The 12428-nt window shown below is 63.7% G+C and carries 10 protein-coding genes; 8 read left to right on the forward strand and 2 right to left on the reverse strand.

All coding sequences use genetic code 11. The features are described 5' to 3' along the window. Positions 1-42: 42 nt before the first annotated feature. The 5 genes from ABD704_RS09285 to recF all read left to right on the forward strand — a co-directional run bounded on the left by ABD704_RS09285 (position 43) and on the right by recF (position 5026). Positions 43-1545: a hypothetical protein gene (locus tag ABD704_RS09285; RefSeq protein ID WP_344699403.1), complete on the forward strand. Its 1503-nt coding sequence runs from the start codon at positions 43-45 to the stop codon at positions 1543-1545. A 98-nt stretch (positions 1546-1643) separates the two neighbouring features. Beyond that, positions 1644-2243 (forward strand): fasciclin domain-containing protein, encoded by a 600-nt coding sequence (locus ABD704_RS09290; RefSeq protein WP_344699404.1) that lies wholly within the window; start codon positions 1644-1646, stop codon positions 2241-2243. A 131-nt stretch (positions 2244-2374) separates the two neighbouring features. Continuing rightward, positions 2375-3478, forward strand: a complete 1104-nt coding sequence (dnaN, locus tag ABD704_RS09295; RefSeq protein ID WP_344699405.1) for a DNA polymerase III subunit beta — start codon at positions 2375-2377, stop codon at positions 3476-3478. 158 nt (positions 3479-3636) lie between these two features. Continuing rightward, positions 3637-3954: a hypothetical protein gene (locus ABD704_RS09300; RefSeq protein WP_344699406.1), complete on the forward strand. Its 318-nt coding sequence runs from the start codon at positions 3637-3639 to the stop codon at positions 3952-3954. Positions 3955-3970: 16 nt separating this feature from the next. After that, complete coding sequence (gene recF, locus ABD704_RS09305) at positions 3971-5026, forward strand: DNA replication/repair protein RecF (protein ID WP_344699407.1); 1056 nt, start codon at positions 3971-3973, stop codon at positions 5024-5026. A 75-nt stretch (positions 5027-5101) separates the two neighbouring features. On the opposite strand, the gene ABD704_RS09310 is transcribed toward recF, so the two are convergent. After that, positions 5102-5731 carry an Npun_F0296 family exosortase-dependent surface protein gene (locus tag ABD704_RS09310; RefSeq protein WP_344699408.1) on the reverse strand — a complete coding sequence of 210 codons (630 nt, stop codon included), beginning with the start codon at positions 5729-5731 and terminating at the stop codon, positions 5102-5104. A gap of 452 nt (positions 5732-6183) precedes the next feature. On the opposite strand from ABD704_RS09310, the gene ABD704_RS09315 reads away from it, so the two are divergent. From ABD704_RS09315 to ABD704_RS09325, 3 genes are all read left to right on the forward strand, one after another. Further along, on the forward strand, positions 6184-7590 hold the full coding sequence (locus tag ABD704_RS09315; RefSeq protein WP_344699409.1) for a DEAD/DEAH box helicase: 1407 nt from the start codon (positions 6184-6186) through the stop codon (positions 7588-7590). A 68-nt stretch (positions 7591-7658) separates the two neighbouring features. Continuing rightward, positions 7659-10163 (forward strand): DNA topoisomerase (ATP-hydrolyzing) subunit B, encoded by a 2505-nt coding sequence (gene gyrB / locus ABD704_RS09320; protein ID WP_344699410.1) that lies wholly within the window; start codon positions 7659-7661, stop codon positions 10161-10163. A 34-nt stretch (positions 10164-10197) separates the two neighbouring features. Beyond that, positions 10198-10962, forward strand: a complete 765-nt coding sequence (locus tag ABD704_RS09325) for an endonuclease/exonuclease/phosphatase family protein (RefSeq protein ID WP_344699411.1) — start codon at positions 10198-10200, stop codon at positions 10960-10962. Here the strand turns inward: ABD704_RS09325 and rpoN are convergent. Beyond that, the gene (rpoN, locus tag ABD704_RS09330) at positions 10959-12425 is read right to left on the reverse strand and encodes an RNA polymerase factor sigma-54 (protein ID WP_344699412.1); all 1467 of its coding nucleotides are present in this window, start codon (positions 12423-12425) and stop codon (positions 10959-10961) included. The two genes, ABD704_RS09325 and rpoN, sit on opposite strands and share 4 nt — an antisense overlap. Positions 12426-12428 lie beyond the last annotated feature (3 nt).

The following is a 12428-nucleotide window of genomic DNA, read 5'->3' on the forward strand; positions in this document are numbered from 1 at the left end:
CTACCGGACGAGCCGTTACTATCGTCCGGAAGGAGACATTTTATGACCAGGCTATTCCTGGCTGCGGGCGTCGCCGCCCTGGCGATTGCAAGCGCGGCTTCAGCGAAGCCGGGAGGCGGCAACGGCGGCGGCCACGGTGGCGGCGGCGGCGGTGCCCCGCAGGCTCAACAAGGCGGCGGCGGAGGCGGCGGTCACGGCCACGGTGGTGGCGGCGGTGGGCCTCAGTTCTCACGCGGCGGACGCGGCGGTGCGCCGTTCCAGATGCACGGTGGCGGTGGCGGCGGCGGGCAGCATTTTGCCCAGCCGCGTCAGGAGCGCCCGCAGATGCAGCGCTTCGCCCAGCCGCGGCAGGAGCGTCAGCAGTTCCGCGCCCAGCGCGTCGCGCAGGCGCGCAACCATGGCTTCGAGCATCAGCAGATGCGCGCCCAACGCATGGAAGTGCGCAACCGCGGCATCGAGCGCCAGCAAATGCGCGCCGAGCGCACACAGCAGGTTCGTAACGAACGTCAGCTCCGTGCGAACCGCATGCAGCAGGCGCAGAACCGCTCGTTCGAACGTCAGCAGATGCGCGCAAATCGCGTTGAGCAGGCACGGAACGGCTTCGACCAGCGCCAGCTCGATCGCCAGCAGTCATTCGCTCGCGAACAGCTCCGCGGTGACCGTATGCGGCAAGCGCAGAACTTCGACCGCAATCGTTTCCGCGTGAACGAGGACTACGCCAACCGTTATTACGGCGTCGCCAACGCGCGCGGCCTGTACGACGGCTGCCCCCCTGGCCTGGCCGCCAAGAACAACGGATGTCTGCCCCCGGGGCAGGCGGCGAAGTTCCTTGGTGCTCCGCTATCGGCGGTTGCCGGATACTCGGCGCTTAGTGCGCTGCCGTCAGGCTGGAACTATCTCTATCCAGAGACGCAGGACTATTATTACCGGTATGGCGACGGCTACCTCTATCAGGTCGACCGCAATACCAACCTGATCGACAACCTGCTGCCACTTCTTGCGGGCGGCTACATGCCCGGCACGTACCTGCCGCAGCCGTACATGGCGAGCTATGTCCCGGACTATTACGGGCTCAACTCGTTCTACCCGGACTATGGCGACACGTGTAACCGTTACGGCAACGGCGTGATCTATGAAGTCGACTGCGCCAGCGGCATGGTCGAGGACGTGATCCCGCTCTACGCCGGCGGCTATGGCGTCGGGCAGATCCTGCCAGCCTCGTACAGCTACTACAACGTTCCGTACCAGTATCGCGATATGTACTACGACACGCCCGACCACGGCTATTGGTATGCGCCCGGCGCAATCTACCAGTACGATCGCGGCAACAGCATGATCACGTCGGTGGCTGCGCTGATGTCGCCGGGCTTCGCGGTCGGTCAGTCGCTTCCCTACGGCTATGACGCGTACAACGTGCCTTATGCCTATCGGGACACGTATTACGACACGCCGACTGCCTGGTACCGTTACAACAACGGCTACATTTACCAGGTCGACCCGGTCACCCGCCTGGTGACCTCGATCGTGGCTTCGCTCCTGACCTAAAGGGCTGAGCCAAGCCGAACATTAAGGATTTGCCCGGCAGTTGGAACCCATCCGGCTGTCGGGCCATTTCGTACCTAGAACGAACAAGGAGAAACCGCGTGAAGAACCATGCGCTCGCGCTTGGGCTCGCGGCGGTCGTGATGACCGCCGGTGCCTGCACCAACAAGAACGACGACGGCAACAGCGCGAAAACCGCCCAGACGCCCAAGGCCCAGAAGGCGGCGGGGACCAAGACGATCTCGGCGGGTCTGGCACCAGGCGGCCGCTTCATGCAGATCGCCAAGGCCGCCGGTATAGATCAGACGCTCGCCGGACCCGGTCCCTATACGGTCATCGTTCCCGACGATGCGGCGTTCGGGACGGCGCCAGCCGGCACGTTCGACGTCAGCCCACAGAATCGTCCGCAGCTGACGGGCGTGCTGACGAATCTCATTCTGCCGGGCACTGTGCTCGTCGCCGATATCGATAAGGCGATCGACAACGGCAAAGGCAAGGCCCCGCTCGCAACGATGGGCGGCGGCACGATCACGGCCACGAAGGACGGCGGCAAGACTGTGCTGACCGACGCGGCCGGCCACAAGGCGACGATTACGCAGGGGGATGAGCAGTTCACCAACGGCGTCGTCCATCACGTCGATGGCGTGCTGATGCCCAGCAAGACGACGAAAGCGCCTTCGGTCGGCCAGAAAGCGGGCTGATCAGCCGCTAGATATTGCGATCGTCGCCGCTTCATCCCCAAGATGAAGCTTTGCGCATCATTCTACTTCCGCGTGGCAAACGGCTCGCTATAACCGGGCCAAAGCCATGCGGATGATGGGGTTTTGCGGCGATGAAAGCGACGATTGAGCGGGCGGTCCTGTTGAAGAGCCTTGGTCACGTCCAGTCGGTCGTGGAGCGCCGGAACACCATTCCGATCCTCTCCAACGTCCTGCTGGACGCGCGCGAGGACGGGTCGATCCGCCTGATGGCGACCGACCTCGACTTGCAGGTAGACGAAAGTGTCCCGGCGACCGTCGCGCAGCCGGGCGCGACGACGGTTTCGGCGCACACGCTTTTCGACATCGTCCGCAAGCTCCCCGATGGAAGCCAGGTCGAACTGACCGCCGCCGAAGGAAAGATGCAGGTCGTTGCCGGACGTTCGCGCTTCAACCTGTCGACACTTCCGCGCGATGACTTCCCAGTAATCGCCGAAGGTGAGCTGCCCACCCGGTTCGAGCTGCCCGCCGCGACACTGCGCGAAATTATCGAAAAAACGCGCTTCGCCATCTCGACCGAAGAAACCCGCTATTATCTGATGGGTATCTTCCTGCATGTGGTCGACGACCAGCTTCGCGCCGCCGCAACCGACGGGCACCGCCTTGCACGCGTGACCGTGCCCCGCCCCGAAGGCGCCGACGGCATGCCCGACGTCATCATTCCGCGCAAAGCGGTTGCCGAGCTGTACCGCTTGCTCGAGGAACTCGAGGGGACGGTCGAGATATCGCTGTCCGCGACCAAGGTCCGCTTCGGACTCGGCAGCGCGGTGCTGACGAGCAAGCTGATCGACGGCACCTTCCCCGACTACAATCGCGTGATCCCGACCGGCAACGACAAGCTTCTGAAGCTCGATCCGAAGAGTTTCTCGGCCGGCGTCGACCGCGTCTCGACCATCGCCAGCGAAAAGACGCGCGCCGTGAAAATGAGCGTCGACCGGGACAAGGTCACGCTGTCGGTGACGTCGCCGGAGAACGGTCTCGCCACCGAGGAACTGGCGGCGGACTATGGATCGGACGGTATCGAGATTGGCTTCAACGCCCGCTACCTGATGGACATTCTCAGCGAGATCGAGGGCGACACGGTGGAGGTCCACCTGGCTGACGCCGCCGCCCCGACGCTGCTCCGCGAAAACGACAAGTCGAATGCGCTCTATGTACTGATGCCAATGCGGGTGTGAGCGGCTGCATGGACGTCGAGATCGAACAGCCTCACGTCCATCATCGTCCGCTCGGCCACCGCTGGCTCGACACTGCTGGATCGCAAACACCCGCGATCCGACGCCGGAACCGGTGAACTAGTGCACGGCGCCGAAGCTCGCTTACCGGGAATGAATCGATGATCTGCCGCTTGTGGCGCGGCTGGACGACGCGCGAAAATGCCGACGCTTATGAGCGCATCGTGCGTGGCGAGGTCATCCCGGCAATCGAAGCGCGCAACATCGCTGGATTCCGACACATCGATCTGATGCGGCGCGACTGCGGCGATGAGGTCGAGTTCCAGACCCTGATGTGGTTCGATAGCCTCGACGCGATCATCGCCTTCATGGGTGCGGACTATTCGCGTAGCCACGTGCCGGACGCGGCGCGGGCGGTGCTGAAGCGCTTCGACGCACGCGCAGCGCATTACGAAGTCATCGACCGCCGCGAACAATAAGGGCTAGACCGAAACGGTGCCCGTCAGCCGCATCGCTCTCACCAATTTCCGTTCCTATGCTTCGGCAACCGTCGAGCCGGGACCTGGCTTCATCCTGCTGTTCGGTGAAAACGGCGCCGGGAAGACGAACCTGCTTGAAGCGGTCTCGCTTCTGGCGCCGGGGCGTGGCCTCCGCGGTGCGCCGCTCGCGGAAATGGCGCGAGCGAGTGGCGGTGTCGGCTTTGCGGTGGCGGTAAGGCTTGGTGACATTGACTTGGGTACGGGAACGCAGGCGGCCGCGCCGGAACGGCGACAGGTTCGGGTCAACGGCGCACCGGCGTCGGTGAACTCGTTAAGCGAGTGGCTCTCGGTTCTCTGGCTGACGCCGGCAATGGATCGTTTGTTCACCGGAAGCGCGGGCGATCGGCGGCGCTTCCTTGACCGGCTCGTGCTCGCGCTGGAGCCGGGGCATGCGCACCATTCGACGCGTTACGATGCCGCCATGCGGGCGCGGAACAAGCTGCTCGCCGACGAGCGCCCGGATGAATCGTGGTTGTCGTCGCTGGAGGCGGCAATGGCGGAGCATGGGGTCGAGATCGGCAGGGCCCGGCAGAGCACGGTGGCTTTCCTTGAAGAGCGGCTCGCCAATGCTCCGGACGACGAATTCGCTCGGGCCTCGATAGAGTTGACGGGTTGGAATGGCGGGGATTTGGCCGCCTCGTTGCGCGCTAATCGCCCGCGCGATGCCGCGGCTGGGCGCGCGACCGAGGGTCCGCATCGCCAGGATCTCGCGGTCGCGCATCGGGCCAAGCAGATGCCGGCCGCGCAATCGTCGACCGGGGAACAGAAGGCGTTGTTGTTGGGCCTCGTCCTGGCCCACGCCGATCTTGTGACCGATCGTCGGGGAGATCCACCGATCCTGTTGCTCGATGAGGTTGCCGCCCATTTGGATCCGGTGCGGCGCGCTGCCTTGTTCGGCCGGCTCGATGGCCGCGGGCAGGTGTGGATGACGGCGACGGAAGAATCACTGTTCGATGGGATTGGCCCCGCCTCGCGCTATCGCGTTACGCCGGGCGCAATCTCGGCCTCCTAGCCGCCAAAAAGAAACGGCCCCGCCGCAGCCCGAAGGCGGCGACAGGGCCGGAATCTCAAGGCCTCGTTTGCTGGCTTATACGAGCTGCGAAATCGGCCGCGTCTTGCGATTGCGGAAGACAAAGCCCATCGCACCGAAACCGAGCAGCATCATGCCCCAGGTCGCCGGCTCAGGAACCGCAGCAACCGAAATGCTGTCGATTTCGAACGCATTCTGGGTTGAGGTCATGTTGAAGTTGACAGCCTGGCGATCGTCGCCCGTGAGGGTAAACGTGACGATCGGGTTGCTGGTCGGGGAGGACTGGTTCCCATCCGCGAAGCCAGGGATCAGGGCAGCAATATCGGCGCCCGTGAAGGTCATAGAGCCTGCCATGGTGTTGACCGTCAAGGAGTTATACTCGTCGACTGAGCCCCAGATGAAGCTGAAGCTGGCGATATCGTTGCCAATGGTAATGTTGGCGGGCGAGCTGGTCGACGGACCAACCGAGAAATACTTCCCTACGCTGCCCAGAGGCTGCGCGAATAGGCCAGAGCTAGTTCCCGGTCCCACGATAGCCCCACCGAGGAAGATCGGAACGGTCGAGTCGAAATCGTAAGTGATAGGCGTCGGGCCGCAATAAACGGCGCACCCTGGAGTGGCAGATACACTGATTGATGCACTTGCAGGAGTTGCAAAGCCGATCGTCGCAAACGCGGCGGCAGCCATGAGAGCCTTGATTCGCATAGAAATGCCCCTTCTCGAATCTGGTGCCCACCAACCGAACGGCGAGTCGTCAATGGTTATACATAATTTAACATTTAACGTAAATTCAACGGAATCAGGGGTTGTCCCATTTTGGGATTTGATACTTCTGCGCTTAAGATTGCGGTGCTTCTAGATCGCTAGAACATCCCTCTTTAGGGTTGGACGGTATTAAAACGAGCAGCAGGCTCCTTTCCAGCCTACGGATTGGCTGCCTTGGCGGCCCTAGACTTTTTGCTCCCTATCTCTATATTGCACCGCAGCACGAAGCGCGTCTTACAAGCGGCGTGAACGGTCTCGACATGGTTGAGGACCCGGCCCGCGCTTCGATCGACTTGCTCTCCAATTCACGCGGGGCGCTTTTTTGACCCCCTCGGACCGCGCTTTGCGCGGCCGTTTTTATATATGGAATTTCCATGTCCTTTCATTCCCTCGGGCTCTCGAAGCCCCTGCTCGATGCGCTTGCCGCGAAGAACTATTCGAAGGCGACGCCTATCCAGCTTCAGGCCATTCCGACCGTCCTGACCGGCCGCGATCTTCTCGGCATTGCCCAAACTGGCACCGGCAAGACCGCGGCGTTCATGCTGCCGTCGCTCGACCGGCTGGCGGCGGAGCGCCACATTCCGAAGCCCGGCCAGATCCGTATGCTCGTGCTCGCGCCGACGCGTGAGCTCGCATCGCAGATTGCCGCCAGCGCCGAGACCTATGGCCGCTTCATGCGCCTGTCGGTCGGCGTCATCTTCGGCGGCGTTCCCAACAGCAAGAGCGTGCGCACCGTCGCCCGTGGCCTCGACGTCCTCGTTGCGACGCCTGGCCGCCTGCTCGACCTCATCGACCAGCGCGCCCTCAGCCTGCGTGAGCTCGAGATCCTCGTCCTCGACGAGGCCGACCAGATGCTCGACCTTGGCTTCATCCACGCGCTGAAGCGGATCGTCAGCCTCGTTCCGGCCAAGCGCCAGACGCTGTTCTTCTCGGCCACCATGCCGAAGGCGATCAAGGAACTCGCCGACAAATATCTGACCAACCCCGCCGAAGTATCGGTGACTCCCACCGCGACCACCGTCGAGCGGATCGAGCAGAGCGTCACCATGGTGAACCAGGCGGAGAAAGCCGCGCTCCTCGCGATGGTGCTGCGCGGTGAGTCGGTTGAGCGTGCCCTGGTCTTCAGCCGGACCAAGCACGGTGCCGACAAGATCGTGCGCCAGCTCGAAGCCGCAGGCCTTTCCGCCGGCGCCATTCACGGCAACAAGAGCCAGGCGCAGCGCGAGCGGGCGATCGCGGCATTCAAGATCGGCGAGATGCCGATCCTGATCGCCACCGACATCGCCGCGCGCGGGATCGACATCCCGGGTGTCAGCCATGTCGTCAACTTCGACCTGCCCGATGTTCCGGAACAATATGTCCACCGCATCGGCCGCACGGCGCGCGCCGGCGCGGACGGCATTGCGCTTGCGTTCTGCAGCCCGGAAGAGCGCGGCAACCTGCGTGATATCGAGCGCACGACGCGTCAGCGCATCGCCGTCACGCCGCTTCCCGCGGACTTCGTGACGACGATGGAAGCCTTCAAGCGGCTGAAGCCGGCGCCGCGCGCCGCGACGCCGCAGCGCACGGAACGGCCGCACACCAAGTCCGACCGTCGCCACGAAGGCCAGCGCCGCCAGAACCGCAACAGCGGTCAGCAGCGTCATCCGCAGCGCACGGAAGGCAATGCCGGACACCGTCCTGACGGTCATCAGGGACAGCGCCCCGAGGGTGGCCAGCCCACGCGCAAGTTTGGCGGGCGCCGTCGCTTCGGCGGCGGCTCGCGACAGGCTCGCGGCTAGCTTGATCCACGCGTGCGCGCTCGCGCGCGTGCGCGTGACTTCTCGGCCAGAATCCCTATATCGGGTCCATGGCAACTGACCCCAACCAGAATGAATATGGCGCCGACAGCATCAAGGTCCTCAAGGGCCTCGATGCGGTGCGCAAGCGCCCCGGCATGTACATCGGCGATACCGACGACGGGTCGGGCCTCCACCACATGGTGTTCGAGGTTTCGGACAACGCGATCGACGAGGCGCTTGCCGGACACTGCGACCTCATCCTCATCCAGCTGAACCCCGACGGATCGGTCACGGTCGAAGACAATGGTCGCGGCATTCCCACCGGCATCCATGCGGAAGAAGGCGTATCGGCGGCCGAGGTCATCATGACCCAGCTGCACGCCGGCGGTAAGTTCGAGAACACGTCGGACGACAATGCCTACAAGGTATCGGGCGGTCTCCACGGCGTCGGTGTCTCGGTCGTCAACGCGCTTTCCGAATGGCTCGACCTTACCATCTGGCGCGACGGCGAAGAGCATTTCATGCGCTTCCGCCATGGCGACGCCGAAGCGCCGCTGAAAGTGGTCGGGCCCGCGCCCGAGGGAAAGAAGGGCACGCGAGTCACGTTCCTGCCGTCGCCCGCAACCTTCAAGATCACCGAGTTCGACTTCGAAAGCCTTGAGCATCGCTACCGCGAGCTTGCGTTCCTGAACTCCGGCGTGCGTATCCTTCTCGCCGATGCGCGGCATGAGGAGCGTGTCGAGCACGAGCTTTACTACGAGGGCGGCATCGCGGCGTTCGTGAAGTATCTCGATCGTGCCAAGACACCTTTGTTCCCCGAGCCGATCGCCATTTCGGCTGTCCGCGACGGCATCGGCATCGACGTCGCGCTGGAGTGGAACGACAGCTATTACGAGAACGTCCTTCCGTTCACGAACAACATCCCGCAGCGCGACGGCGGCACGCACATGGCCGCGTTCCGCGCAGCGCTGACGCGCACCATCAACGGCTATGCCGAAAAGTCAGGCATGCTGAAGAAGGAGAAGGTGACGCTGACCGGCGACGACATGCGCGAAGGCCTTACCGCTATCGTGTCGGTCAAGCTGCCTGACCCGAAGTTCAGTTCGCAGACCAAGGACAAATTGGTCAGCTCGGAAGTGCGCCAGCCGCTCGAAAGCCTCATGAGCGACAAGATGAGCGAATGGCTGGAGGAAAACCCGGCCAACGCCCGGTCGATCATTCAAAAAGTCATCGACGCCGCCGCCGCGCGCGAAGCGGCACGCAAGGCGCGCGAGGCCAGCCGCAAGTCGGTCATGGGCATCGCCTCGCTTCCCGGCAAGCTCGCCGACTGCCAGGAACGCGATCCCGCGCTCAGCGAACTGTTCCTGGTCGAGGGTGACTCGGCAGGCGGCTCTGCGAAGCAGGGCCGCAACCGCCAGAACCAGGCGATCCTTCCGCTCAAAGGCAAGATCCTCAACGTCGAGCGTGCGCGGTTCGACCGAATGCTTGGATCGAAGGAAATCGGGACGCTGATCCAGGCGCTCGGCACGTCGATCGGCGCCGAAGAGTTCAACATCGAGAAGCTGCGCTATCACAAGATCGTGATCATGACGGACGCCGACGTCGACGGCGCCCACATCCGCACGCTGCTGCTGACCTTCTTCTACCGTCAGATGCCGAAGCTGCTGGAGAACGGCCACCTCTACATCGCCCAGCCGCCGCTCTACAAAGTCAGTCGCGGCCGCTCCGAAGTCTATTTGAAGGACGACGCCGCGCTCGACGATTATCTGGAAGAAGCGGGTCTAGAAGGGCTGGTTCTCGACACCCGGGAAGGCCAGCGTTCGGGCAAGGACCTGAAGACGCTCGTGGACCACGCCCGCCGCATGCGGACGCTGATGCGCTACGCGCCCCGCAAATATGACGGCGCACTTATCGAGGCGCTGGCAATCAACGGCGCGCTCGGTGCGGATCTCGACAAGGACGCCCGCGTGAAGGCAATTGGCAAGGTCGCCGAGTGGCTCAAGGCAGGCGATGCCGAAGCGACCTGGTCAGGCGAACTCTCGACCGAGGGCGGTTATCTATTGAAGCGGGTGTGGCGGGGCGTCACCGACGCCTACATCATCGAGCCCAGCTTCCTCATCTCCGCCGAAGCGCGAAAGCTCGATACGCTGTCCAAGGAACAGGCCGCTGTGTACGCGACGCCGCTCACCTTGCGTACTCTCAAGAAGGGCGCCGTGGAGGCCGAGGCGGCTGTCGAAGCTGGCGAAGGGGAGGATGCGGCCGAGCAGACTGCTGCTTCCGACACCAAGGGCAAGCCGGTGCCGGTCACGCGTCCGTCCGAACTGCTCGACGCCGTGCTTGCGGCGGGCCGCAAGGGCCTCAGCATCCAGCGCTACAAGGGTCTTGGCGAAATGAATGCCGAGCAGCTGTGGGAAACCACGCTCGACCCCGCCAACCGCTCGCTGCTGCGCGTCGAAGTTGCGCAGGCGGACGTCGCGGACGAGATCTTCACGCGCCTGATGGGCGACGTCGTCGAGCCGCGCCGCGAGTTCATCCAGGACAACGCGCTCAGCGTCGCCAATCTCGACGTCTAGGAACCATAAGCGCGCAACGGCCATTGGCGCTGACGTGACTAGTCCCGCGACGATCACCATCGCGTCCTACAATATGCACAAGGCCGTCGGCCTGGACGGTCGGCGCGATCCGCATCGCGTCTTGAAGGTGCTGCAGGAAATCGATGCCGACATCGTCGCCCTGCAGGAAGCCGACAAAAGGGTCGGCGGCCGCGCCTCGACCGTCCCCCACGCGCTGATCGACAGCCACGGCATGTACAAGCCGGTCCACCTCGGCGTCCGGCACAAGCGAACGTTGGAGCGGGTGCGCAAGCACGCCGACCGGCTGTTCAAGCTCGATACGCGCAATATCGGCTGGCACGGGAACGCGATCCTGGTGAAGCATCATGTCGGCGTGCTCGACTGCGCGGCGCTCGAACTGCCGACCCTCGAACCGCGTGGCGCAGTGATTGCCGAGCTGTTGATCGGCGATAAGCCGATCCGGGTCGTCGGCATGCATCTCGACCTGTCCGGCCTGTGGCGCCGTCGTCAGATGCAGGCGATTCTGGAAGCGATCGAGCGGCGTCCGCACAAGATGCCGACAGTCTTGATGGGCGACACGAACGAGTGGCGTACGGCAGGAGGCTGCCTCCGCGACCTCAACGGCGAATTCCGCATCGCGCCGACCGGCCCGAGCTTCCATGCGCGCCATCCGGTTGCAGCGCTCGATAGGATCATCGTCCACAAGGATCTCAGCATCCACGCGGCCGGCGTGCACATGAGCCCGGCGGCGCGGAAAGCTTCCGACCACCTTCCAATCTGGGCGCGGCTGTCGGCCTAGCCGGCGATCTTCCTCATCCGCCGCCGCTGGATCGACGAGCCGATCCCCATCGACTCCCGATATTTGACGACGGTCCGCCGAGCGCAGTCGAAGCCCTTCTGCTTGAGCAATGCCGCGATGGCGTCGTCGCTGAGGATCTCGGTCTCTTGGTCTATCAATTGCTTGATGGCCGCTTTCACGGCCTCTGCCGCCGCGCCGTCGCCTTCCGAGGACTGGACGCCGGAGCCGAAGAAATATTTGAGCTCGAATAGCCCGCGATCGCACAGAAGATATTTGTTCGAGGTCACGCGACTGACTGTCGATTCATGCATGCCGATCGCGTCCGCGATCTCGCGCAGGGTCATGGGCTTCAGCGCCGAGACACCGCGATCGAAAAAGCCCTGCTGCCGCTTCACGATTTCCGAAACGACTTTCACGATCGTCCGGGCGCGTTGGTCTAGCGCCTTCACCAGCCAGGATGCGCTCTGCAGGCACTCGCTAAGCCAAGCGCGCGACGTCTTGTCCTGGGGGCCGGACTTCAATTCCTGATAGTAACGTCGATTGACCAGCAGCCGCGGCAGAGTCGACTGATTAAGCTCAACGGCGTAGCCGCCCCGAGTCCGGCGGATGAACACGTCGGGCGCGACATCCTCTGCGGCCGACACGGAAAATTGGCAGCCCGGCTTGGGGTCGTAGGCGCGAAGCTCGCGGATCATGTCCGCCAAGTCTTCATCGTCGACACCGCAAATGCGCTTGAGATCGTTCGTGCGGCCCTTCGACAGCAGGTCGAGATTGTCGATCAGGCGCGCCATTGCCGGATCGTAGCGGTCGGCCGCTTTCGCCTGCAGCGCCAGGCACTCGGCAAGCGAGCGGGCGCCGATGCCCGCGGGATCGAGGTCCTGAACGATCGCCAGTGCCTGTTCGACCAGTGGCGGCGGCGCGCCCGTCAGCTCCGCAATCTGCTCCAGCGGAACGGTCAGATAGCCGGTCTCGTCGAGCGCTTCTGCGATTACGCGAGCAAGGTTGCCGACATCCCCGCCGATGCCGTGAAGCTGGTCGAGCAGATGCTCGGCGAGTGATGTCGCGGCGTATTCAACCCGTTCGAAATCAAAGGCTTCGTCGGAGACGGATGACGTCACGACGTCGGAAAAGCTGTCCGTCTCCAGGGCCTCCGATGTCCAATCCCTGTCGAGCGGGCGGTCGTCGTCCGCATGACCCATGATCAGATTGTCGGCCCCCGGGTCTTCCGGTCCGTCCTCCCCGCCTTCGCCGCCATCGGAATCGTCGGTGACGAATTCGGCAGCCTGCTGCTCGTCGCCTTCCTCGCCACGCGCCTCGAGCAGAGGGTTCTTCGAAATTTCCTCGGCGAGGAAAGTCTCCAGCTCCATGTTCGACAATTGAAGCAGCTGGATCGCCTGGCGCAGCTGCGGCGTAAGGACCAGCTGCTGGCTTTGGCGGATGCTTAAGGAGGGCCCCAAGCCCATGGC

Origin of the sequence: Sphingomonas limnosediminicola, from assembly GCF_039537965.1 — a bacterium.
GTDB lineage: Bacteria > Pseudomonadota > Alphaproteobacteria > Sphingomonadales > Sphingomonadaceae > Sphingomicrobium > Sphingomicrobium limnosediminicola.

Coding starts and splice junctions, on each gene's coding strand:
- dnaN (WP_344699405.1), top strand. CDS start 2,375: ATGAAAGCGACGATTGAGCGGGCGGTCCTGTTGAAGAGCCTTGGTCAC.
- ABD704_RS09285 (WP_344699403.1), top strand. CDS start 43: ATGACCAGGCTATTCCTGGCTGCGGGCGTCGCCGCCCTGGCGATTGCA.
- rpoN (WP_344699412.1), bottom strand. CDS start 12,425: ATGGGCTTGGGGCCCTCCTTAAGCATCCGCCAAAGCCAGCAGCTGGTC.
- gyrB (WP_344699410.1), top strand. CDS start 7,659: ATGGCAACTGACCCCAACCAGAATGAATATGGCGCCGACAGCATCAAG.
- ABD704_RS09300 (WP_344699406.1), top strand. CDS start 3,637: ATGATCTGCCGCTTGTGGCGCGGCTGGACGACGCGCGAAAATGCCGAC.
- ABD704_RS09310 (WP_344699408.1), bottom strand. CDS start 5,731: ATGGCTGCCGCCGCGTTTGCGACGATCGGCTTTGCAACTCCTGCAAGT.
- ABD704_RS09315 (WP_344699409.1), top strand. CDS start 6,184: ATGTCCTTTCATTCCCTCGGGCTCTCGAAGCCCCTGCTCGATGCGCTT.